19 protein-coding genes are annotated in these 24,255 nt (G+C 57.6%); 5 read left to right on the top strand and 14 right to left on the bottom strand.

The genetic code is table 11. The features are described from left to right. Positions 1-309: 309 nt before the first annotated feature. From GT003_RS06810 to GT003_RS06795, 4 genes are all read right to left on the bottom strand, one after another. Entirely contained in the window at positions 310-900 is a 591-nt protein-coding gene (locus GT003_RS06810) for a maltose acetyltransferase domain-containing protein (protein WP_161695765.1), read from the bottom strand. 485 nt (positions 901-1,385) lie between these two features. Next, positions 1,386-2,720 carry an ABC transporter substrate-binding protein gene (locus tag GT003_RS06805; protein WP_161695763.1) on the bottom strand — a complete coding sequence of 445 codons (1,335 nt, stop codon included), beginning with the start codon at positions 2,718-2,720 and terminating at the stop codon, positions 1,386-1,388. Positions 2,721-2,864: 144 nt separating this feature from the next. Then, positions 2,865-3,698 carry a carbohydrate ABC transporter permease gene (locus GT003_RS06800; protein WP_161695761.1) on the bottom strand — a complete coding sequence of 278 codons (834 nt, stop codon included), beginning with the start codon at positions 3,696-3,698 and terminating at the stop codon, positions 2,865-2,867. A 1-nt stretch (position 3,699) separates the two neighbouring features. Beyond that, a complete protein-coding gene (locus GT003_RS06795; protein WP_161696208.1) occupies positions 3,700-4,548 on the bottom strand; it encodes a carbohydrate ABC transporter permease in 849 nt (282 codons plus the stop codon). A gap of 225 nt (positions 4,549-4,773) precedes the next feature. Between GT003_RS06795 and GT003_RS06790 the strand changes: the two genes are divergently transcribed. Together GT003_RS06790 and GT003_RS06785 are read left to right on the top strand one after the other, a co-directional pair. Beyond that, a complete protein-coding gene (locus GT003_RS06790) occupies positions 4,774-6,621 on the top strand; it encodes a cache domain-containing sensor histidine kinase (RefSeq protein ID WP_161695759.1) in 1,848 nt (615 codons plus the stop codon). Next, the gene (locus GT003_RS06785; RefSeq protein ID WP_161695757.1) at positions 6,618-8,243 is read left to right on the top strand and encodes a helix-turn-helix domain-containing protein; all 1,626 of its coding nucleotides are present in this window, start codon (positions 6,618-6,620) and stop codon (positions 8,241-8,243) included. Before GT003_RS06790 ends, GT003_RS06785 begins: the two co-directional genes overlap by 4 nt. Positions 8,244-8,355: 112 nt before the next feature. Here GT003_RS06785 and GT003_RS06780 read toward each other — a convergent pair whose 3' ends face one another. Next, positions 8,356-8,574 carry a hypothetical protein gene (locus GT003_RS06780; RefSeq protein WP_161695755.1) on the bottom strand — a complete coding sequence of 73 codons (219 nt, stop codon included), beginning with the start codon at positions 8,572-8,574 and terminating at the stop codon, positions 8,356-8,358. Between the two features lie 218 nt (positions 8,575-8,792). On the opposite strand from GT003_RS06780, the gene GT003_RS06775 reads away from it, so the two are divergent. Further along, positions 8,793-10,187, top strand: a complete 1,395-nt coding sequence (locus tag GT003_RS06775; protein WP_161695753.1) for an MBOAT family O-acyltransferase — start codon at positions 8,793-8,795, stop codon at positions 10,185-10,187. 21 nt (positions 10,188-10,208) lie between these two features. Beyond that, the gene (locus GT003_RS06770; protein WP_239565874.1) at positions 10,209-11,771 is read left to right on the top strand and encodes a stalk domain-containing protein; all 1,563 of its coding nucleotides are present in this window, start codon (positions 10,209-10,211) and stop codon (positions 11,769-11,771) included. Between the two features lie 225 nt (positions 11,772-11,996). Here the strand turns inward: GT003_RS06770 and GT003_RS06765 are convergent, their stop codons facing one another. From GT003_RS06765 to GT003_RS06735, 7 genes are all read right to left on the bottom strand, one after another. Beyond that, positions 11,997-12,605: a transglutaminase-like domain-containing protein gene (locus GT003_RS06765; RefSeq protein WP_420831452.1), complete on the bottom strand. Its 609-nt coding sequence runs from the start codon at positions 12,603-12,605 to the stop codon at positions 11,997-11,999. Between the two features lie 91 nt (positions 12,606-12,696). Beyond that, a complete protein-coding gene (locus GT003_RS06760) occupies positions 12,697-13,281 on the bottom strand; it encodes a GNAT family N-acetyltransferase (RefSeq protein ID WP_161695749.1) in 585 nt (194 codons plus the stop codon). A 186-nt stretch (positions 13,282-13,467) separates the two neighbouring features. Beyond that, positions 13,468-13,734, bottom strand: a complete 267-nt coding sequence (locus tag GT003_RS06755) for a CD3324 family protein (protein ID WP_161695747.1) — start codon at positions 13,732-13,734, stop codon at positions 13,468-13,470. Between the two features lie 248 nt (positions 13,735-13,982). Next, entirely contained in the window at positions 13,983-14,558 is a 576-nt protein-coding gene (locus tag GT003_RS06750; RefSeq protein WP_346266590.1) for an ATP-binding cassette domain-containing protein, read from the bottom strand. Between the two features lie 121 nt (positions 14,559-14,679). Continuing rightward, a complete protein-coding gene (locus GT003_RS06745) occupies positions 14,680-16,053 on the bottom strand; it encodes an MFS transporter (RefSeq protein ID WP_161695745.1) in 1,374 nt (457 codons plus the stop codon). Positions 16,054-16,351: 298 nt separating this feature from the next. Further along, positions 16,352-18,406, bottom strand: coding sequence for a peptidoglycan D,D-transpeptidase FtsI family protein (locus GT003_RS06740; protein ID WP_161695743.1), 2,055 nt, complete (start codon positions 18,404-18,406; stop codon positions 16,352-16,354). 416 nt (positions 18,407-18,822) lie between these two features. Beyond that, positions 18,823-20,802 (bottom strand): FAD-dependent oxidoreductase, encoded by a 1,980-nt coding sequence (locus tag GT003_RS06735; RefSeq protein WP_161695741.1) that lies wholly within the window; start codon positions 20,800-20,802, stop codon positions 18,823-18,825. Between the two features lie 215 nt (positions 20,803-21,017). On the opposite strand from GT003_RS06735, the gene GT003_RS06730 reads away from it, so the two are divergent. Continuing rightward, on the top strand, positions 21,018-21,815 hold the full coding sequence (locus GT003_RS06730; RefSeq protein ID WP_161695739.1) for a helix-turn-helix transcriptional regulator: 798 nt from the start codon (positions 21,018-21,020) through the stop codon (positions 21,813-21,815). Between the two features lie 164 nt (positions 21,816-21,979). On the opposite strand, the gene GT003_RS06725 is transcribed toward GT003_RS06730, so the two are convergent. Both GT003_RS06725 and GT003_RS06720 read right to left on the bottom strand, forming a co-directional pair. Continuing rightward, a complete protein-coding gene (locus GT003_RS06725; RefSeq protein WP_161695738.1) occupies positions 21,980-23,296 on the bottom strand; it encodes an FAD-binding oxidoreductase in 1,317 nt (438 codons plus the stop codon). A gap of 86 nt (positions 23,297-23,382) precedes the next feature. Then, positions 23,383-24,246 (bottom strand): fumarylacetoacetate hydrolase family protein, encoded by an 864-nt coding sequence (locus tag GT003_RS06720; RefSeq protein WP_161695736.1) that lies wholly within the window; start codon positions 24,244-24,246, stop codon positions 23,383-23,385. Positions 24,247-24,255 lie beyond the last annotated feature (9 nt).

Below are 24,255 nucleotides of genomic sequence, written 5' to 3'. Positions count from 1 at the left end.
TTCTGCGCTTCGGCTGGTTTTCGTTCATCCGCTGTTCTATTCCCCATTCCCATAACGCCTCGAAAGTATGCTATACTTGGACAAATCCCGCCCGGCGGCAGCATCCCCGGGCATGACGGAGCATGATGACATGACGGCAACGTACGGCGCGAAGGCCGTTCTGGACGCCTTGGACGGCGAGTAACCCCTTGTCCTAAAAACCTTGTCTGCGAAAACAGGCCGAAGCGTACCTCGAACGGGTACGGCCTCGGCCTGTTTTACGCATGCGCCCATGCTGCGATTGTAATCCGATCGTATACAGGGCTGCGATTAGTTCGATGGCTCGCGATCCTGTACGACACCGATAAGCTTGATGACCTTGGCCGGATTTCCGCCGACGACTACATTGTCGGGGACGTCCTTCGTCACGACCGCTCCCGAAGCGATAACGGCATTGTTACCGATCGTAATGCCCGGGTTAATGACTGCGCGGCCGCCGATCCATACGCTGCTGCCGATCGTGACCGGCTTGCCGAATTCCGCTCCGGATATTCGCTCCTCGGCATCTAAGGGATGCGTCGCGGTGTAAATATGCACGCCGGGGCCGAGAAAGCAGTTATCGCCCAATCGAATCGCGCACACGTCGAGAAACACGCAATCGAAATTCGCATAGAAATTCTCGCCGACATGGATGTTGTAGCCGTAATCGCAGCGAAAGGTCGGCTCAACGTAATAACGGGAGCCCGTTGAACCGAACAATTCCCCGAGGAGCTCTCTTCTTCGTTCATCCTCCGTTTCGAGCGACTCATTGAACAACCGCGAGATTCGGCGCGCACGTAACCGCTCCTGTACCAACTCCGGGTCGCCGGCGTTGTAAAGCTCCCCGCTGATCATCTTTTCCTTTTCGGTTTTGGATGGCATGACGAGAAACCCTCCTTTCGTTGTTTACGGTAAGGCAGGCGAACAGTGTTTGTTAATTTATCCCATATGGCATTGAAATAGACGTGAGACGTCGGAAAAAGTTACGGTCATACCCTATAATCAGCGCGAGGCAGCCTGTTGTTTCAGCCGCCTGCCAGCAAAACAAAGCCGCCTGACCCCGAGTACTGCAAGGGTCAGGCGGCTTTCATTCCCCACACAAAGTGGTGAAAGAGGGACCGGAGGTCGGTATGGAGTTGGAGCGATGCTTATGCTTACGAAGCCGGTGAATGCTGCATTTCCTGTCTTCCGACAGGCAACGCAAACCAATCACCTCAAGCGTTCGCCTTTGTAGTCGGATTTCAACCATTTCTGAATTTACCAATTCAAGAAATCCGACTACAACAGCTGAGGGTTTTCGTAAGAAAACCTACTTTGAAAGTATAAGCTTGGAAACCCATACCGACCGCAGGTCCTGCTCTTCTCACCTACTTCTTCACAATATCAGCAACCGCTTTGTCAAACCGCCCAAGCAGCTCATCGGCTTTGATTCGTTTGCCCATGTAGTCCTGCATCGCCGCGCCGAACTGCTGCGTGATGCCATCCGGGAACCGGTCCCACTGCCAGCCTTTGACTTGATCGGGATGCGCCGCGGAGAAGGCCGCGAAGTCTGCGCCGATCTTGCCGATCGCGGCAGGGTCAGCCGGGATGGACGAGATGGACGGGATGAATTTGAAGTCCGTCGCGACGAATTTCTTGCCCGTCTCGGACGTGGCCATCCAGTTGAGGAACGCTTTCGCCTCATCCGGATGCTTCGATTTATTGTTCACGACCCAGTTGCTCGGCACGCCCGTGAACACGTTCGGCTTGCCGTCTTCGGTCGGTACCGGCATCAGACCGAGGTTGAGGTCCGGATTCACTTCGTCCACCATGCCTTGGATCCAGTTGCCGTGCTGGATCATCGCATACTTGCCTGCGGCGAATTCAGCGACCTGCGTGTTGTAGTCCGTCGTCAGCGCGGCTTTCTGGCCGTTCGCGAACATGATGTCCACGAGGCGAACCCATGCCTTCGTGTGCGCATCGTCCTTGAACGTCTTCGTGCCCGCTTTCACCGCGTCGATGAAGGCAGCCGGATCGGCTTGCGTCGCGTTCGCGATGTTCAGCGTGTGAATGCCGAGCGACCACCATTCGTTCGTCAGCGCGAAAGGAATAATGCCCGCTTCCTGCAGCTTCTTGCAGTCCGCTTCCAGCTCGTCGAGCGTTTGCGGCAGCTCCGCGATGCCGGCTTTCGCGAACAGATCCTTATTGTACGTAATGCCGTAAGCTTCGAGGTTCATCGGCATGCCGAGCAGCTTGCCGTCGCGGGTAATTTGGGCGCGGGAAGCGTCCACCAGATCCTTCGCCCACGGTTCGTTCGACAGATCCACCGCGCGGTCCGCGTAAGGATCGAAGCCGGACCAGCCGGACGACGTGATGATCTCGGGCTCTTCGCCTGCCGCCAGCTCCGCCTTGAGCAGCGCGCTGTAGTCCTCGCCGCCGCCGTGCGTTTCGACTTCCACCTTCACGCCGGTTTCTTTCTCGTATTCTTCCGCCATTTTGGCAAGCGCATTCGAAATTTCGACTTTGAATTGAAATACTTTAATCGTGACGTCTTCTTTCGGCTTGTTTGTATTTGTCGCCGTGTTCGTGTTCGTATTCGCTGCGGCATTGCCGGTATCGGCCGCATTGCCGCCTGCTGCGTTATTCGTGTTACCCCCGTTGTTGCTGGAACAGCCGCTCGCGATCAAAGCGGTCGCAAACGTAAGTGCAAGAATCTTTTTCATGGGTTACCTCCCAAATGAATTGTGACTACATGGATGATTATATTGTGAATGCTTCGTGACAAACACCGAATAAATTGAACTGCAAGGTGTAATATTTTGATTTACGCTTTCAATAAGGAATTAATAGGGTTTTAGTATGGCATATTAACCTTTTACTGATCCAGCTGTAATGCCTTCGATAATATGTTTTTGCAGGAAAAGGAAGAAAACAATGACCGGAAGCGTGCTGAGCGTAAGCGACGCCATCGCCAAGTCCCATTTGCGCAAATATTGGCCGAAAAACTTCTGCACCGCCAGCGGAATCGTCGTGAAGGCATCGTTGATGACCAGCACCGGCAGCAAATAATCGTTCCAAATCCACAGCACGTTCAGGATGATCACCGTGACGGAGATCGGTTTCAGCAGCGGGAAGACGACGCGCCAGTATAATCCGTACGGGGTGCATCCGTCAACGACGGCCGCCTCTTCGATCTCGAGCGGCACGGACTTGATGAAGCCGTGGAACAGAAACACCGACAGCGAGATGCCGAAGCCGATATAGCAGATGACGATGCCGTACACATGTCCCCGCAGCTCGAACAGCGACGTAATGCGCATCAGCGGCAGCATGACGGATTGGAACGGAATGATCATCGCGGCCACGAAGATCGTGAACAGCAGCTTATTGAACGTCGTCGGCTTCCGCACGAGCCGGTAAGCCGTCATGCTCGCAGCCACGACGAGGCAGCCGACGCTGAGCGACGTGATCACGAAGGAATGCATGAAGACGACGGGAAAATCGATCGCGACCCAGGCGCGCTTGAAATTGCCGAAGCCCCAGCTGTCCGGCAGCGACGCCGCGTTCAGGAGAATGGCGCCCAGCTTCTTGAACGAGTTGATGATAAGAAAATAAAACGGCATCAGAAACGCCAGGCCAAGCAGGAAGCATAGCAGCTCGAGCCCGAGCAGCAGCGGCGAATAGCGCGGTTTGGTTTCCATCTTAAGCTTCCACCTCTCTCTTCTTCGTCACCCAAACCTGGGTCACGGTAATGAGCGCGACGGCGAAGAAGAAGATCATCGCTTTCGCCGTGCCGAGGCCGTAGCGGCTGTTCGTCAAGGCCTCGCGGTAAATGTTCAGCGCGATCGATTCCGACGAATAACCCGGCCCGCCGCCGGTTAAGGATAGATTCAGATCGAATACGCGGAACGCATTGGATGTCGTCAAGAACAAGCAGATCGTGATCGCCGGCATGATCAGCGGGAACGTAATGCTGCGGAACGTCTGCCACGCCGACGCGCCGTCGATCCGGGCGGCTTCGGACAAGTCCTTCGGCACGCCGATAATGGCGGCGATATAGATAATCATCATGTAGCCGGAGGTCTGCCAGACGAAGACGCCGACGATGCCCCAGAACCCGGTGGCCGGCGTGCCCAGCCATGGCAGGTTGAACAGATGCCAGCCGGTCGCTTCGCCGATGGCCGCGAAACCGCGCGTGTAGATGAAGTACCAGATATAACCGAGCAGCAAGCCGCCGATGACGTTCGGCAGGAAGAAGATAACCCGCAGCACGCTGCGGCCCTTCAGGTTCCGGGTCAGCAGCATGCCGAGCGCGAGCGCCAGCACGTTCGTGATGACCACGGCGGCAACGGTGAATTTCGCCGTGAAGCCGAAAGCCGTCCAGAACCGGCCGTCATCCGTGAAGATGCGCTTCAGATTCGTCATGCCCGTCCATTTGGCATTGTTCAGGTCAAGCCCGTTCCATTCGGTAAACGTATAATAAAAGCCCATGAAAAAAGGTACGGCCACGATCAACAGGAAAATAAGCAGCCCCGGCCCGACGAACACCATCTGCTGCAGCCATTCGCTCCATCTGGTTCTGCTTCTCGTATTATGCACAAAGATGTCCCCTCTCCTTACTCATGGTACTTAGTATAGCCGCGAACCGCCGTTCCCTTCGACGGAAGATCGTGAACTGCAAGGTGGAATATATTGATCTGCCGATATTGACCGCTCTCGCTTCCTTGACGTATGTTTATAGCTAAAATCCGCATCCGGCAAAGGAGGCGCGCCGCTTTGTCCGCCCGAAGCCTGTTCAAGAACGCCACGATCCGCAAAAAAATGATGCTGCTCTTCCTGATCGCGACCATCGTGCCCATCGCCGCATCCATCGCGATTTCCTATCACGAGACCCGCTCATCCATCACGAAAGAAGCGATTACGAAGAATAATCGCCTGCTCTCGCTCGGCAGCGCGAACATCGTGAACTATATGAACAACATCAACCAGAAGTCGCTCGCCGTCTACAATTCGATGAACGTGCCGCGGTCGCTGTATTATTTGCTCGAGCACAACCTCGAGGACGAATCGTTCCCGAACGGGATCAGCGACGTCATCGAGAACCGCAATCTGCTCAAGGACCACTTGTACAACATTTATCAGAGCATGAAGGAATTTTATAAAATCCGGCTGTACGTCGCCGCCCAAAATACGAGCTACCTGCTGTGGAACGACGACATCAAGGTCGGGAAGCATGAACCGAATACGATCGCCATGGCGCCCAAAACCTATATCGAACCGACGCATATCAGCCATAACTACGGCCTGCCCATCAAGTCGCCGGTGGAGGAGGAGCCCGTCTTCTCGCTGCACCGCCCGATCTTCCTCGCACCGAGCGACAAGCAGCTCGCGGAGCTGACGATCGACGTGAAGACGAGCGTGCTGAGCGATCTGAACAGCCAGCTGTACGATGCCGGCAATGAAAATTTCTATGTGGTGGACCAAAGCGGCGCGCTCATCCTGTCGTCGAAGCCCGATTACGTAGGTCAGCGGCTGGACGACGGCTGGTTTCGGACCGCGGCCGGCGCCGGCGCCGAGCAAGGGCATTTCAAGTGGGATCATGACGGCTTCAAGGGGATGATTTTCTACCAGCAGGTCAGCACCCCCTACATGAACTGGTTCTTGATCAAGCAGACGCCGGACAGCCATTTGTACGCCGCCGCCAACAAGACCGCATGGCTGAACATGTGGGTCGGGGCCGCTTTCCTCGGCGTGGCGGTCATTGCCACCTTGATCATCTCGTTCCGGTTCACGAAGCCGCTGCTCGCGTTGATCGGCTACGTCAACAAGATCGACTCCGGCAATCTCGGCGTGCAGATCGACATTCAGAGCAACGACGAGATCGGGCTGCTGGCGAAGCGATTCCGTTCGATGATGCAGACGATCAACAATTTGATCTTGAAGGAATACCGGCTCGAGCTCGCCAATAAGACGATTCAGCTCAAGGCGCTGCAGGCGCAGGTCAACCCGCATTTCCTCTACAACGCCCTGCAATCCGTCGGTACCGTCGCGCTTCAGCAGGGCAACAAGGAGGTGTACGGCCTGGTAACGTCGCTCGGCAAAATGATGCGGTACCAGATGAACATGGCGGACGCCGAGGTGACGCTCAGCCAGGAGCTCGATTACGTGCAGGCTTACCTCGACCTGCAGAAGGAACGGTTCGATAAGTCGCTCGACGTGATCCTGATGATCGACGAAAGGACGCGCGATATCCGGATGCCCAAGATGATCGTGCAGCCGCTCGTCGAGAACTTCTTCAAGCACGGCTTCTCGCCGTCGGAGCGGCCTGCCCAGCTCGTCATCGCGAGCTCGCTCGGCGAAGACGGATCGCTGACCATCGTCGTATCGGATAACGGATGCGGCATGCCGGCGGAGAAGCTTGCGGGGCTGAATGCGGCGATTCAAGAGGAAGATCGGCCGGATGGCGCGGTCGGCTCGGATAACGGCATAGGGCTGCGCAACATTCTGTCCCGGCTTCGCCTGTCGTTCGGTCCGGATGCCTCGCTCAGCGTCCAGCAGCTGCATCCGCACGGATTCTCGGTAACGCTCCATATCCCGCACGCCAAGGAGGAGAAAGAAGCATGAAAGCATTGATCGTCGACGACGAACGCCATGTCCGGGAGGCGATTTCCCTGCTCGTCAACTGGTCCGCGTTCGGGATCGATACCGTCTTGGAGGCCGACAACGGTCAAGCCGGCATCGCGCTCATTCAAGCCGAGCGGCCGGCGCTCGTGTTCACCGACATGATGATGCCGGTGCTTGGTGGGGATAAGCTGATGGCTTGGGCGGCGGAGCATGCGCCGGAGAGCAAAGTCATCGTCGTCAGCGGCCACGACAACTTCGAGCTCGTCCGGACGGCCGTGCAGTACGGCGGCATGGACTATATTCTCAAGCCGATCGATCCCGTCCAGCTGAACGCCGCCGTCGAGCGGGCGCTGGAGAGCTGGCGCGCGGAAGAAGGGCACCGTTCCCGCTCCCGCGGAATCGATATGGAGCTGAACCGGCTGAAGCCGGTGTATGCGGAGCAGCAGTTCGGGGCCTTGCTCAAGGGAACGGGGTCGGCGCAGGAATTCGCGGCCTCGCTTCGCGGCCGGGATGCTTCGGCGCCGCTTGCCGCGATTCGAATCGCGGTGCTGGAGCTGGACTCCGCTCCGCCGCTGCTCGCGGCCAAGTTCGGCGCGGACGGCAGCGACCTGCTGGCTTTCGCCGTGGCGAACATCGCGGGCGAGCTGCTCGGCGAGCACCGCTGCGGACAGGCCTTCCGCCATAACGTCGGCGCCCATCAAGAGATCGTCCTGCTGTTCTGGGACCGGCTTGATGACGCGTGCAGCCTGCTCGTGGAATTCAATGACGCGCTGCACGCCGCGTTCAAAGCCCGCTTCGCGTTCGGCGTCGGCCAGCAGGTGCAATTCCCGCAAGGGCTCGCCGCTTCGTACCGCCAGGCGCGGACCGCGCTCCTGCAGCGTAATCTGCTGCGCCAGGGCAAGCACATTCACATCTTCGATCCCGCGGCGGGCGGGGATACCGGACCCGCCCTCTTCTTCAGTGCTTACGAGGAACGCGTCCGGCTGGCCGTCCAGAGCGGCGCCGACGACGGTATTCGGAAGGCGCTGCAGCCCTGGTTCCAAGCGCTGGACGCTCGCGCGAAGCTGACGCCGGAGCAGCTGCTCCTATGGCGGCAGGAATTCCGGCTTGCGTCGTCCATCTGGGAAGGCAGCGCGCAGGTCGCGGATACGACGATTCCGTACCCGGAACAGGACGAAGAGACGATTCCCGTCGATGCGGACGGAGGCTTCGATTACGGCGCGTGGAAGGAGACCTTCGTCCGCGAGGCCTGCGAGACGGCGAAGAGGCTGCAGGCCGGCAGCGAGAAAGGCAGCACGATCCGCGACATCGCGGCGCATATCGAGCAGTTCGCGCACGAGGACCTGACGCTTCAGAGCATATCGGAACGCTTCCATCTGAGCCGCGAATATATCTCCCGCAAGTTCAAGCAGGAGCTGAATCAGAATGTCTCCGACTATATCACGACCTGCCGGATCAACCGGGCGAAGATGCTGCTCGCGAGTCCCCATCTGAAGATTACCCAGATCGCGGAAATGGCGGGCTTCCAGGACGAGAAATATTTCAGCAAGGTGTTCAAGAAATGGACCGACCAGACGCCGAGCGAGTATCGCAAACGGCTGTACGACGTGGATCAGGCTTAGCTGCAAACGCCCGATCTGACCTTGGCGTCTCGCATATCGGAAATGAAAAAGGCAGCCGAATCGACTATCGATTCGGCTGCCTTTTGATAACCTGGCATGCAGAAATCCCCGCTTACGCGCTGCAGCCTTCGCATTCGTAATATTGGTTGCCTGTCGTTTCTTTCGCTTCGATCATGGCCCCGATCACGATATCGCTTAATTCCATAAATTCAAAATCGGCTACCTTGGCATGAACCGCGGCGCGGGCTTCTTCTTCGTTTTTGCCGATCCAGCTGAACGTGGCCTTCTTCCCCGTGGCCGGCACTTCGTATTCAAACAGAAATCTTGTCATCGCGATCGTCTCCTTCCGTCTACCGTAAGCATGCTATTCTACTCTACTATACCACGAATAGAGCGTTTCTTCCCGCATCCGCTCCAAAAACAGGCGTCCGGCCAGCGCAACCTATTTCCAGGTTCTGACGTTCCTGTATAATAGAGTTACGATTCGAGAGTTACGATTACGAGCATTCATCGCCTCAACCATCCGTTACGCAGGGAGCGTGCGCCTCGATGCTGTTCAACACCTACGTCTTTATTTTCGCCTTCTGGCCGCTGTCCGTCGCCGTGTACTTCCTGCTCAACCGCTTCCGGCTCGTGTTCGCCTCCAAATGCTGGCTGACGATCTCCTCGCTCTTCTTCTACGGCTGGTGGGACATCCGCTATTTGCCGCTGATTCTGGGGTCGATCGCCTTCAACTACGCGTTCGGCCGGCTCATTCAGGCCAGGTCAGCGGGAACCGAGCGCGGGCGCGGCGGAAAATGGCTGCTCGCGGCCGCCATTGCCGGCAACCTGCTGCTGCTCGGCTATTACAAGTACGCCGATTTCTTCCTCGGCAGCCTCTCGGATTGGACCGGACATGCCTTCCCGGCGCTTCACTTGATCCTCCCGCTCGGCATCAGCTTCTTCACCTTCACCCAAATCGCCTATCTCGCCGATGCCTACAAGGGCAAAGCGACCGAATATAATCTCGTCAGCTACATGCTGTTCGTCACGTTCTATCCCCATCTGATCGCCGGGCCGATCCTGCATCACAGCGAGATGATGCCGCAATTCGACCGCCTGCGCAATAAAGTCTGGCAGTGGGGCAACGCGTCCCGGGGCGTATACATCTTCTGCATCGGCCTGTTCAAGAAGGTCGTCATCGCCGATACCTTCGCGGCCGCCGCGAACGACGGCTTCGCGAACGCGACGCATTTCTTCGCCTCCTGGACGGCTTCGCTGTCCTATACCTTCCAGCTCTATTACGATTTCAGCGGCTATACCGACATGGCAATCGGCGCGGCGCTCGTCTTCAACATCAAGCTGCCGCAAAACTTCAATTCGCCGTACAAGGCGCTCAGTATCCAAGATTTTTGGCGGCGCTGGCATATGACGCTCAGCCGCTTCCTGCGGGACTATATCTACATTCCGCTCGGCGGTAACCGGCGGGGAGAGGCCGTCATGCTGCGCAACCTCGTCGTGACGTTCCTGCTCGGAGGCTTGTGGCACGGCGCGGGGTGGACGTTTATCCTGTGGGGTCTGATGCACGGCGTCGGACAGGTCGTTCACCGGTTCTGGAGCAAGCTTGGCCGCCCCCTGCCCCGATGGCTCGCGTGGTTCGTTACCTTCATGTTCATCAATGCGACGTGGGTGTTCTTCCGTGCGGACAGTTGGGGGCAGGCGCTTCGCATTCTCAAAGGAATGAGCGGCCTGCAGGGGATCTCGCTGGTCGATCTCAAGACGCTTGCGCCGACGCTCCTGCTGCTCGCGCTTTTCCTGCCGATCGTGCTCGCATTCAACAATTCGTCGCAGCTGGGCGCTTCCTTCCGCCCGACCTGGCGCACGGCCGTCGCCGTCGCCTCGCTGTTCGTCTTCTCGCTGCTTTACATTAACCGCATCAGCGAGTTTCTGTATTTCAACTTCTAGAGAGAGAGGCTGGTGACCGGCATGCAGGCTCCCATTCCATCGCAGCGACCGCAGCCGAATACGGGGCATTCCGCCCCCGCTCCGGGCACAACTGCCGCTTCTTCGCCCGGCACCTCGGGGCAAACGCGAATCACCGCGAAAGCCGCCAAGCGAATGCTCGTCCTATCCGCGCTGCTTGCGCTTCTCTTCGCCGTGCTCGCATCGCTCGTCACGTATCTGCTTGATCCGCTGCAGTTCTACCACAAGCCGTTCGGGTACAAGCCGATCTTCTCGTCGGAGCAGCGGTACCAGAATCCCGGATTGGCGCTTCATTACGATTACGACACCATTATTCTCGGCACGTCGATGACGGAGAATTTCCTGCCCTCCGAAGTGGACAAAGCGCTTGGCGGCAAGACGTTGAAGCTGTCCATCCGCGGGTCGACTGCAGACGAGCAGTACCAGATCGCCAAGCTTGCGATCGGCACCGGCAAGGTGAAGCAGGCGCTGTGGGGGCTGGATTATTTCGCGCTCAAGACAGGCGACCAGGAATCGGCAGGTCCCTTCCCCGCTTATCTCTATGACCGCAACCGGTGGAACGACTATCGCTATCTGCTGAACTACAGCGTGTACGGGCAGTTTTTCCGAGGCGTCTATAAGGAGCTGACCGGGTCCGGCGTCCAAAGCTTGGAGAAGCTGTACAACTGGAACGACAGCGTAACCTTCGGCAAGAAGGAAGTGCTGGCGCATTATCGGACCGCGGCGCAGGAAGAAGCTTATTTCGGCTTAAACGAAGACCCGCTGGACGTCATCCAGGCGAACTTCGATACCGAAGTGCTGGCGCTCGTGAAAGCGCATCCGGAGGTCAAGTTCATCTTCTATTATCCGCCGTACAGCGTCCTGCGCGAAGCCGTGTGGGCGTCGACGAACGCGGAGCGGTACCGCAACCAGCTGGAGATGGACGTCTGGATGTTCGAACGGCTGAACGGGCTTCCGAACGCGGAGGTCTACAATTTCCAAACGGCTGGCGAATGGACCTACGATCTCGATCGGTACAAGGACCTCTCCCATCACGATCAAGCGATCAATACGGCGATTATCCATACGATCGGCGCAGGCGATTCCCGTTATCGCATGACGACGGCGAATGCGCAGGCGTTGTCGGACGAGCTGGAAGAACAGGTTCGGACGCTGGCGCTGACGGAAACGGGCGATCCCAAGAGCGTCCAGCTGCTCGTGGGGAGCGCTGCGTCCTCCGCCAAAGAAGTATGGTTCAGCAGCCTGGCCATCCCCGGCGAGGGCGAGCTGCTCGTTCCCGCCAAGGAAGCTGCCGCGGCGCTCGGCGCCACGCTCGACTGGAACCAGGCGACGAAGACGCTCACTCTCGCGCATGCCGCAAACCGCGTGTCGCTGACTCTGGATCAGACGAAGGCCGTGGACAAGGACGGCAGCACGATCGAGCTCGCGCAGCCTGCAAGATTGGTCGGCGGTCAGACGCAGGTCCCGCTGCTGAGGCTGGCCTCGGTGCTCGGTTACGATGTATCGGAGGAGCGGCCGAATGCATGGAGCCTGCGCTATACGGTCACGGAGCGCGCGGCGAAATAAGCTTTGCATCGCAAAGCGGCAGACAAGTAAGGACTTCCCTGGGGGGTCCTTACTTGTCTGCCGATTGTTTGTGCCTCATGTTATGTCTACCGCTTGTTTATACCAGCCACTTGCTTAGGCCTGCCTCTTGTTTATACTGCCGCTCATTTCGGTCTGCCGCCTCGTCGCGACTGCTTCTGACTTGCTCTTGCTCCCGCATATCCACAGCTAGTTCGCGCATGCTCGCTACAATGAGGACGGGAGACCATGCAGATACATATTTATGCAGTCGGCGTACTGCTTCAGCGCATCCATGGTTTTCGAATTCGGCCAGGCATAGACGCCCGGATAATCGATCTCGCCTTCATGCTCCCGAACGGGAAAAGCCAGCTTCTCTGCATCGAGCGAGAACTCCGCCTGGATGCCGGCCTTGTTGCCGCGGGCGTCCAGTCGAACCCATCGTTCCTCGGACGCGATGAATACCGCATTGAGCGCATGCACGCAATATCCCGTGCCTTGCGTATCGCCGAGCGTAAGCCGCTGGTAACAGAAACCGGCCGGAATCCCTTTGCTCCTCAGCAGCGCGCACAATAAATTGGACTTCGCGTAGCAGATGCCTTCTCCGAACGTAAGCACCTCCGAAGCCGTGCGCGTAATTCGCCGACTCCGAATATCCCAGGAGTGAGCAACCTCGTCGCGGACGAAACGATAGGCCCGCTGAACGTAGTCCATCTCGTCGGCGCATCCCCGGGTCAGTTCCTCTGCTTTTGCCGCAATAGCCGGATCGCTGAAATCGACCTCTTCGGATTCAAGTGCGTAGGCCTCCAGCCGATCATTGCGTATCATCACGCGTATCCGACCTCCTCTTACCAACTCGTCATCTATGGATTATTATTCTATATATTGAATAATAATTCAATATTCTTTTGTCGGAGCGGATCCTAAATCAAGAAGAAGCCGATTCCCTCTTCTTCAGTACCTCCACATACTCTTCTTTCGTCAGACCGAATAAAATCATGTCCATATACCGCCCGTTCATATAAACAATCTGCCGGCGAACGCCTTCCTGCACGCAGCCGACCTTCCTCATCATCGCCGCCGAGGCTTCGTTTCCTTCGAGAACGGCATCATTGAACTTGTTCAACCGTCTTTCGAAGAACGCGTATTTCAATAAAATATGGATCGCCCTTGTCCCATAACCCTGCCCCCGGTGATCGCGATCGACTTGAATGCCGATGCTGAACGTGCCGTTGCGCTCGTCGATGCTGTTGAGATTCAAGCCGCCGACGGGAACGCCGCCCAGCGTCTCCATCGTAAACATCAGGCGGTTGGAGCCGAAGCCGGCGTGCGATTCCGAGAACGCTTGCGCCTCCGCGACGGTCGGAGGCAGCTCCACCAAGCAGTCGACCAGCCGCCGCGCAGGCGTATCGAAGCGATTGATATAGTGCCCCTCCCAATCTTCGGGCTTCGTCGCTCGCAGCCGAATGGCGTCGTCCTGCCAAAAATAGTTCGAATAATCGATATCTCTCATATCGCACCTCCAAGGTTGAATGATCGGCATTTGGAATGACTAGCATGCGGAATGACCCGAACGCAGTCAAATCATACCAACGGGGAGAGTCGAAGCTTAGTTCAAAATCGGCTAAAAAGAATCTTTACACGCAAAAAGCCGCATCGGCATGAAATCCAAGGCGGCTCCGAACGAGAACGAAAAGCGCTATTTTTTGGCATACACGATTTTTTTGATGCTTTCGGGAGACAAACAGTAGTGGTCCGAGAGTTGATCCAGCGTCTCGCCGGCGGCAAACGCGCGGCGAATCCCGTCGTTGCGTTCGACCATATACGCCCGGCTGCCTGAATTCTCTCCCCATTTCTTGCGGTCGCCCTCGGGGCTAGGTATATACACCAAGCCGCCTTTGACGTATTTCCGAATTTCTTTCAGAAGCTCTTCGGGAAAAACAACATCCGCATTTACGTATTTCATGAGGGCTCCGCTCCTTAAAAGGTTGAGTTTTTAAGGGAGCAAAGTCTATCCGGCAAACGTTCGGAAGTCAGACCTTCAAGCGGTTCCGTTCCGCTCCATGCAAACAACCGCCGTTGTTCGTCGAATAGACTTTGCATGGAGCCGATACGAGGTCGAGTATAAACATAGGATCCTCCTTTCGAATGCCGCACTTGCAAACACGCGTATCTATCCCCTATATTCCCTGCCAATCGTCTATATTCCTCTTCTTATCCTTCTACGTGATCTCCGCCGTCAAGTGCAGATTCCTCTTCGTACCAGGAAGCCTGCTGGCGAAACGACTCGGCATAGCATCCGTTCCGTCTCATAAGCTCGTCGTGCGTGCCGTCCTCGGCAATCGACTTGTTATGCAGCACGAGAATGCGGTCGGAATGCCGCGCCCACCCTAACCGGTGCGATACGAACACCGCCAGCTTCCCCTGAACCAGCTTGCCGCAGCTCCGATACAAGTCCTGCTCTCCGCTCGGATCGATCGCCGAGGTCGGTTCATCGAAGGCCACAACGTCGCCCTGACGAAGCATTGCCCTGGCGATCGCAAGCCGCTGCCACTGACCGCCCGAGAGCTCGCGACCCCCTTCCTGAACCGAAGTAAGCGCCAGATCAAGCCCCTTGCCAGCCTCCCGTAAGGAACGAAGTCCGCAAGCGTCGAGCGTCTCTTCAATAACCGCATCCTCCATCACATGGCCGGATCGGCCGGCGGCAGCGTACTCCCGCAAGCTCAACGGATAGCGGCCGCAGTCTTGAAACACCGCGCTTACGCGCTGCCAGAGCAGCTTCTTGTCTATATCTCGAATATGTCGTCGGCGTCTTCAGCTCAGTGAGCGAACCGCTGAGGATGCACTTTGTTGTCACGCGTAATCAGCTTTGACGAGCATTTTTATGCGGTTATATAGAAGGGGCGGATTACTATTTCCCATACTGTTTTAACATGCAAAACCCCATAAGACTTAGGATAGTGGCCGCGGCTGCCAAGTAGAAAGAGTCGCGTAAGCCTATCCAAACTTCATGAGCGGGGGATTGAAGAAATCCGGCTGTAACGACAGTGAACAATGAAATTCCAATGTTCTGCGCAAGTCTTTGTACAGAGCCGATCGTTGCTTGATGGTCCGGTCCGACTGCTTCCATAATCGCCGCCATGTTTGACGGCTGGAAAAGACCGGCGCCCAGGCCATAAACGAAAAGCATGAAGCAGACAATCGGCAGGTGGCGGTTCGGGTGCAGAAAAGCCAGAATCAGAAGCGGAACTAACATACAGCAAAGTCCGATTGTCATTAATCGAAACGTGCCCCGGCTCCTCATTAGCCGGCCGGCTATCGTCGAGGTCAATACGATGCCCAAGGGTAACAGCAAATTCACCAATCCTGATTGCCAAGGGACATAATCGCTTTTTTGCTCCAAATAATAGGGTATGGCAACCATGCAAAGGCGCGTAACGCCTCCATAAGAAAAAATCGCGTATAAAGCGACGGTGAAGAAACCATTCTTAAACAACGCTAAGGGAACAATGGGATGAGAGGTCTGTTTTTCTCGGAGGATAAACACGAACATAAGGATTGCAAAGGTCGGAAGGAAAATATAGCTGCGGGAATGTAGAGATTCTAGCTCCGCGCATCCATAAACCAGTGAAAAAATAGAGGCGGACAGTAAAAGACCGCCGGACAAATTTAACGGCTGAAGTTTGCTTATCGAGGATCCTTTTCCCTTCAAGACATATCGGCATGCAAGCAAACAAAGGAGACAAATAGGAATATTCATTAAAAAAAGCCACTTCCAGCCTGCAGTCGATAAGATGATTCCGCCAGCCACAGGCCCAAGGACATGCCCTAAACCGAAGAATGCGGCCAGAGCCCCGAGTGCCTCGCCCTTTTTGTTAGGAGGTACTAAGGTTGTAATGAGGGCAGCTGAAGTCGCCTGAAGCATGGCAGCCCCGATCCCTTGTAAGATTCGAAATAAGAGCAGATGCATCACCGTATCCGAAAAAGCACAAAACAAGGAGGCAAGCGCAAATACCGTTAATCCAATCGCGTATATTTTTAGGCGTCCATAACGGTCGCTTAGCCTCCCGAAGACCACAATGCAGCTGCATATGACAATCGTATATAGAGAAATGGTCCAGGCTATCGTCGTGACGGAAGAATGGAACGCTCGAACAAGGGAAGAGATGGCAACATTAAGTATGCCTGAGTCCAGGGTCGTAAGAAACATGCCTATCCCGGCTACAAGCACGATGGAGAGATAAGGCTCATTTTGAATCAAACGTTTATTAGCAGAAACCTCCATGCTTCAACCTCCACTCGAATGGATAAAATTAGAATCAATCGTTTCATGTATTCTAAAACGTAAAAACGCTATTTATCCAATATATAGAGAGGATTAATTTAATAGGAAATAGCTATAAATAATCTCCTCTAATATACTCGACAACGAGATAAAATGGCGCACTACCAGGCTGCCCGGTAAGATCGGCAGCCTACAGGGGCTGTCATGCTTCTCCAGCTCCTCTTGCGCCGTGACGCCCTGAAATGCCAAAAGGACCTTGGAGGCGCATGCCCCCAAGGTCCTTCCTTACATGTTCCGTTCAATGCCCGGTCCCGGTTCCTGTCGTTCCCGTGCCCGTTGCATTTCCCGTGCCCGTCGCCGGCGGATGCGGCGTGCCGTCCAGACCGACGTACTCGTCGTACGCATCGAAGATCTTGCGCGCGATCGGAGCCGCGCCGTAGGAACCGAAGCCGCCGTCCGGAACGACGACCGCCACGGCAAGGACGGGATGCTCCGCGGGCGCGAGAGCGATAAACACGGAGTTCTCGACCTTCTTGCGGTCGCCGACGTCCTGCTCGGACGTACCGGTTTTACGCAGGAAATTGTATTTGAAGCCCTCGAAGCCTTGCACGGAAACCTTGCTCATGCCTTCATAGATCTCATCCCAAAAGTCCTGCGGGAAGGAGACGGTGTTCAGCACCTTCGGCGTGAAGCCCTGCACGACCTTGCCGTCCTGATCGACGATCTTGTTGACGAACTGCGGCTGCAACCGTTTGCCCTCGTTCCCCAACATCGCCGCGTACTGCGCCAGCTGCAGCGTCGTATATTTGGCCTGCTGGCCAAAGGAAGCCCGGATAAGCGCCGACTGCGCGCTCGCGCTCTCGGCTTCGTGATAGTAGTCGATAACGCCTTTGCTTTCGCCCAGAAGTCCGCTTCCGGTGGAGACCCCGAGACCGAACTGCTTCACGTAGCTGTCCCAGACGTCGACGCCTTTGTTGCCGTATTTCTTATACAGCGGATTGCCGACCATCTCGGCCATGAAGGTATTGGACGAATGCGCGATCGCCGAGGCGGGGTCGATCGCGCCGTACGCATGATTCTGCGAGTCATGGATAAACACTTCATGACCCGATTTACCGAATCCGAATACGCCTCTATCGTTATAAATCGTATGCGTCGAGAACAGCTTCTCGTTCAACCCGATGAGCACGGTGAGCGGCTTCTGCGTCGAGCCGAGCGGAACGATGGACGACGGATGGCGGTTACGCTCCTTCTCGTCCGCGTAAGGTGGATACGACTGCCGGATCGTGCCGTTGGCCTGGAACAAGCTCGTAGCGGCGTAGTCCTCCGGACTGATGGAGCCGCCTGCCCAGACTTCGGGATCATAATCCGGCATGCTGGCCATAGCCACGACCTTGCCCGTGTTCACTTCCATCGCAACGGCATAACCCGTGGTGGCGTCCGCGCCGTCCATCCAATAGCCCGATGTCGCATGCTTCATGAAATCCAGGTGGTTCGTGATCGCCTGCTGCGTCAGCAGCTGCACGCGCTTGTCGATCGTGAGGTAAATATTGTCCCCTTTGATCGGAACCGTGGTGACCGGCGGCCCGATAATCGTCTCCTGCGCGTTGACGGGAAATTCCTTCAATCCGTTCTTGCCCCGAAGCACGTCCTGGTACATGTATTCCAAGCCGTCTATGCCGACGTCTTCATCGTCCAGGTATTGCAGCTTAGGGTCTTCCACGTCCGCCATATTCTCGTATTTGTTCATCGATTCCCGCACGCCGCGGAATTTCTTGAGATAGCCGACCAACTGGACCGCGACGTCTTCCTTGTCGTAATTGCGGACGCTCTCCTCGACGATGTCGATGCCCGGGAACGCTTCGCGGTTCTCGGAGAAATAAGCGATTTCCTCCTTCGACAAGCCGACTTTGAGCCGCCTTGGCACGGAATACGTATTTTGCACGTGGCCGAGGTCCATCCGTTTCTTGATTTCCTTGACCGTCAGCGGCTTCAGCGCTTTCGTGCCGAGTTTGTTGAAAATATCGAACAACCGCTGCGCGAGCGCGTCCGCATCCTTATCCTTGAACGGCGGCTGGATCGTGAAATACAGCGATTGCGTCGATGTCGAGTATGCGATCGGAGCGCCCGTGGAATCCAAGATATTGCCGCGGATCGGCGGAATCTTAACCGACCTCGTGCTGTTGTTATCGAACTCTTCCTGCAGCGACGGTCCATCGACAAATTGCAGGATCGCGAGCCTAACGATCAATATGCTGAACAGAAGAAACGTCGCACCGAAAAATATGTTCAAACGCAGCGTGAACGCGTTGCGTGTTTTGGCCTTGTTTTTGGAATCGTCTTGCGCTTTCATGCCAGCACTCCTTTGAACCCTATGTATTGAGAAGCCGACCGACGTTCTCAGGCAGTCAACTACACTTATTTCTAGATCCGCCTGCTCGTTCCTGCCTGGTCAAGGAACCGCCACAATATAACCAAAATATCCCGCTCTACATGCACCTAGCTCAGGTTAATACCCATTATACCTCTATTTGCACCAAGTCGAAATCCATTCGAAACAGCGGTCTCCGGCATATGCGGGATTTGCGGGAGTGTAAGGTACATCCTCCTATAAGACGCAATTATGGCCATGATTGTTTCGCTTCCGCGAAAGCCGCCGGGGTGATGGGCTGGAGAAAATAACGATCGACGGACATGAATAAGGGACGAAGCAGACATCTGCTCCATCCCTTATTATCTATTCGAACTTTTTCGAATGGATAAGACGCGCTAAGCGCGCCGATTTTCAAGCAGCAAACCATACAAGAGCGCGCACCATTCCCCGACCGTCACGTACGCCTTGGCATCGGTCTTCGCCGCTTCCGCTCCGGCGCTTGCGGCGCGGAACGCATCGCTTGCCCCCGGCGTTCCCGCGGACAGCGCCCTGCCTGCCGCCTGCTGCCAGCGGCGGGACTGCTCCTGCGTTAGAAGCTGATTGCGCTGCCAATATTCGGCAGGCGACGGTTCTTCCTTCGGCAGCCGCGGCCCCATATCCACACCTGCCGGCAGAATAGTGCCGGAGGCGGGCAGCGCCGGGAAACGGACGCCGCCGGGCAGCAGCCGGGCCAGCGCAAGCAGCGCCGAGGCCTGCTCCGCCGTGACGGGCGCATCGGGTGCCGCGTCATACGAGCGGAACGCTCCCTTGGCGCCAAAGTATTGAATCGCTTTGCCCGGCAGGACGGAAGCATCGATATCGCGGTAGTACCCGATCAGCTGATCGGCCGCCAGCAGTTCGTCCTGCAGCGCATCGATGGAGATCTCGCGCGGCGGCTTGCCGCTTGCGATTGCCAGATCCGCAGCCGCCCCTGCGGCAAATCCGAGCTGCATCCAACACGGCTCCATGCGGATCGTGCCAAGCCCCATGTGGGTCGACGATACCGCGACCGGCACGATCAGTCCCTCCACGGCAAGCGGAAGCATGACGCCGTACGGAATTTGGTACACTTCCGTCAGCCAGCCCAGGCCGAGGAAGCCTTCGAGCGCGGCATTTTGTCCGGCCGCTTCCCGCTTGCGCGTCGCATGGGAATCGATCGCATAAGCGCCGACCGCGACGCTGTCCGCATGAATCGGCGTCCGTCCGAAGCCCGGGGCCAGGCGGGCATCGTTCTCCGTAAACCGGTACTCGCCGAGAATGCGCCTGCCTTCCCGCACGTACAGCTGCGGAGGAAAGTTGTCCGTGTCCGTGAACTCGTCCGCCGCATACCCCCAGCGCCGGGCATCCTCGCGGAAAGCCTCCGGAAGCGATTCGTCATGCTGAAGGAACCACAGCAAACCTTGGTAATAATGACGATGGCGGTCTCTGACCCTTTGGCGCTCCTCGCGTCCGCCTTCGAGGTACGTGCCGTTCTCCTCCGGCAGATCGCTTGAACACAGGCAATAATGGTGGTTATTCGTATCCGTCTTCCCGCAGGGAACCGGCAGAATATTCAGCACGTCGCGAATGGATCGGATCCGGCCTTCCGCCGCATCGATGCTCAAGCTTGCGTATTCCCCGCGATCGTAGGCATCCGGCTTGCGGACCGCCGCGCGGTTCTCCGGCACGTCCGTCAGGCACAGCCGATAGTTGTACGCCTGGATTCGGTCGTCTCCTTCGCCGGTGCTTCCGGGGAACACTTCTTTGGAAGGATCGAAATTCATATAGAGCACGCCGGCGTATTCCTCGTTCCATTCGTTGCGCGATTCTCTCCCGACCTCGAACGGCACGCCTGCACTCGCGGCAAGATCCCCCTCGTAGGTACCGTCGACGAAGACGTCGGCCGCCAACGCGTGCTCCCCTGCCCAGCTGCCGTCCTCTACCTGAATGCGAATCTCGGTCAAGCGGCCCTCGGACGTTGCCGCGGACAACAGCTCCGCCCTGCGAACGACGGTAAGCAGCCTTTCCTTCTCCATCATGCCCTCGAGCGTCGCGCGCGCAATCGAAGGTTCGAAGAACATGCCGCGGTTGCAGGCGGCCGCCTCGGCGGAAGCGGTTCCATAGGTTTGCTCGTAATGCGCTTCCACGAGGCTAGCGAACTCGCGGTATATCGCGCCCGAAGCTTCGAACCACTCGATGTCCGTACGGCCAAGACCGCTCGTCATCATGCCTCCGATGTATGGCGAGGGCTCTAGCAGCAGCGTTCTCCTGCCTCTGCGCGCGGCCGCAATCGCCGCTCCGATGCCTCCCGGCGTCGCTCCGTATACAATGATTTCATAACGATGATTCGCGTTCACTTCATCGCCTCCTGTAGGTTTGCGCCTATTATACATGCAGGAAAATCGGATCACGATGCAGAAAAGAAACAATTCCATGCACTTTTGTTCCACGCGAATCTCTAGCCTTTCGGCCCCATGCTACCCAGAAGCCTTCTACCCGGCATTCGACGAACTTACTCGGTCGTCTGCCAGCAAAAACACGGTCATCCACGGACCGGATCGGAGCGCGAAAAATGGAATATCCGCTGCACGTCGGCTTCTATCATTATTCCGTGAACAAGCCCCGCTTCGTCCTGCCGACCGGGCGGGATGACGACCATTGGCTGCTGTTCGCGCTGACGCACGGACATTTTCGCTACCGAATCGCCGGTATCGAAGGAACCGCCGTTCCCGGCGACGTCATCGTCTGCCCGCCGGGCATCGATGTCGGGCGCGAAGCGCTGGCTCCGCTGACGCTGCATTACGCGGGCGTGCGGCTGACGTCCGAAGAGGCCGCGCTGCTTCAGCCGCGCATGAGCGGATCCGGCGATCCGTTTCGCCACGCCATCCGCGATACGGCCCGCCACTATGCCAATTTGCGCCGCATTGCCGCGGTCTCGGACAAGCGCGACGGCAGATCGGCGCTTCGACTGTGCCATGGCTTGAACGAGCTGTGGCTGCAGCTGCAGGAAGAGCTGGAGGACCGGTTGCAGAAAGCCGCCTCGCCGCCCGATCCCGCCATCCAAGCGATCCGCCGGCAGATCGAGGCCGGCGCCTTCGAGCATGCCAGACTGCAGGATTTGGCCGCCGCCTCGAATATGAACCGGACGGTCATGACCAAGCGGTTCAAAGCCGCTTACGGGATCACGCCGCAGCGGCATATCAACATGCTCCGGCTGAATCGGGCCAAGCAGCTGCTGACTCATACGAATTACACGCTCGAGCATATCGCCGGCCTGTGCGGCTATGACAGCGGTTCTTATCTGAGCCGGGTTTTCCAAGAGATGGAAGGCGCGAGGCCCTCCGAATACCGCAGGCAGCACCGTTTGTAACGCATATCATTCGACACGCAACAAAAGCCCAGTTTCGCGCATCATCGCGCGACTGGGCTTTCATAACCGAATATTGTCTTGCTGCCGCGTTCCTAGTCCAGACCTCGCAGCTCCGGCTAGCCGCGCAATGGGCAGGATAAGTCCAATCATGCTTAGCCCAAGCGCTACAGCTTGCCGGGATTCAGCAGGCCGAGCGGATCGTTGGCCAGCTTCCGGCTGCGCATGCGGCCGACCGAGCCGCGTCCGCCGTCCTCCAGCATCCACGTATGCGGATCGAAGATGGCGACGCCGACGGATTTGAAGAAGGCGATGATCTCGTACAGCCGTTCCTCCGTCGAGAAGCGGACCACCGGCAGCGCTGTCGGCACGAGCGCTCCGCCGCTCAGCACCCATTCGAAGTGGAACAGCACTTCGTCGCCATAAGCGGATTTGATTGCACGAAGCTGCTCCAGGTATCGGTCCGGCGCAAAGCCCGCCTGCAGATACGTCCAGGACGGATCGGATTTGATCGCCCACAGCGTCGTATGATTCCACGTAAAGTCGGATACGCCGATCGTTTTGCGGTACTGCGACGCCGCGATGACATGACCGAGCTTGCCGCCGTAAGCTTCCGCCAGCTTCGCCGCGAGATCGACCGCATGCTCCGCGATCTCGGTCAACACGGCCGCTTGGGCCGGCGCAAGCGACTTGGCGAGCGGCTTGAAGAACGAGGGCAACGGCCATTCCATCGGGCTGATGAGCCGTTTCGTAACGGCGCCGTCGCGGGCGAGCGCTTCCCCGTATCGCACGGCATCCTCGAACGAAGCGAACTGGAAGACGCATTGCGTCCACTCGTTGCGGGGGGCCAGCGGAACCGTAACCTCCGTCATGATGCCGGTCGTACCGTAATTGTGGATGTAGTCGTACAGCTCATCGCCCTTAATGACAAGCCGGCGCGGCTTTTCTTCCAGCGTATAGACGACCGCTTCCAGCACGTTTCCGTCCCACAGGTTGCCCCACGTAACGGAGCCGATGCCCCCCGAGCCGCCGCTGACGAAGCCCCCGACGGTCGCCTTCACGTAAGTGCTTGGATAGATGCGCAGCTCCTGCCCTTGCTCGCGCGCCGTCTTATCCAGCACGCCGAGCCGGACGCCGCTTTGCGCGCGGACGCAGCCCGCTCCGAATTCGACGATGCGGTCCAAGCCGCTTAAGTCGAGGACGATGCCGCCCTCGAGCGGAATCGCCTGCCCGTAGTTGCCCGTTCCGGCGCCCCGCGCCGTGACCGGGATACGCAGCCGATAGGCGAGAGCCAGCGCTGCCGCGACGTCCTCCTCGGTCTTCGGGGCGATAATGACGTCGGCCTTTTTCTCCTTGAGCCTTTTATCCAACACGGGGGAATACCAGTAATAGTCCTTCGACAGCTTCTCGACGGAATCGTCGTCCGTCAGCACGAGCCCGCCGAGCGACTTCAGCATATCAGCCTTCCATGCAAGAGTTTCCATAGCGCTCCCGCCTCCTCTTCGCTGCTTCTATCTCGTATAAATTGAGCTCTCCCCGACTGTCCCGCTTCGTCCGATCCCCGCATCCGCTATTCCGCCGCGACCGGATTGATCAGCGGCTCGAAACCGCCTAACCTGCACTCGGCAGCATCGCCCGGCCGCAGAGGGACCGAGCCCGGCGTGCCGGTCATAATGACGTCTCCCGGCTGCAGCGTCATCATTTCGGAGAAGTACGAGACGATATAAGGGATCGAATAAATCATGCGCGTCACGTCCGTCCGGTAGGCCGATTCGCCGTTCAGAACCGTTTCGACGGTCCACTGCGCGGGATCGGGACATTCGTCGGGCGTGACGAGATGGGGGCCGAAGCTGAAGAAGGTATCGAAGCACTTCGACCGGCCGAGAAAACGCGGATTCCGCGCATGAATGTCCTGGGCGGTCATGTCGAGCGTCGGCGTGAAGCCCGCGATGACACCCATCGCCTCCGCCTCGGATACATGCTTGCAGGACTTGCCGATGACGATGCCGATCTCCGCCTCCGCCGTAATGCGGTGCTCGCCCTTCGGGAGGACGATGGCTTCGCCGGGACCGATCAGCGCCGTCGTCGGCTTCATGAAGCAGATCGGCTCGCCTTCGGGAGGCGTTACCGCCATCTCCGCGGCTTTCTCCGTATAGTTGGCGCCGATGCCCCATATTTTCGGCGGGTTCCGCAGCAGCGGCGCGCAGACCGCTTCCCCGGCCGGAATGGCTTCGAACCTCGCCAACTCCTCCGCCCCGCCTGCCCGGTACCAGGCGTTCAAGCCGTCCACCTCTTCGTTGCCGAGCAGGCCCGCGATCGTCTCGCTCCATGCGGAGCCGGTCACGGCGTTCAGCATTCCCAGCAGCACGTAACCTTCTGAATTTACGATGGCTGCTTTTTCAATTCCGTCTAACCGGATGGATGCTAGTTTCATAGACCGTTC

Source organism: Paenibacillus sacheonensis (genome assembly GCF_009909195.1).
Classification (GTDB): Bacteria; Bacillota; Bacilli; order Paenibacillales; family Paenibacillaceae; genus Paenibacillus_Z; species Paenibacillus_Z sacheonensis.
Note: the sequence above shows the minus strand (reverse complement) of the source record. Positions and strands in the feature narration are given on the sequence as shown.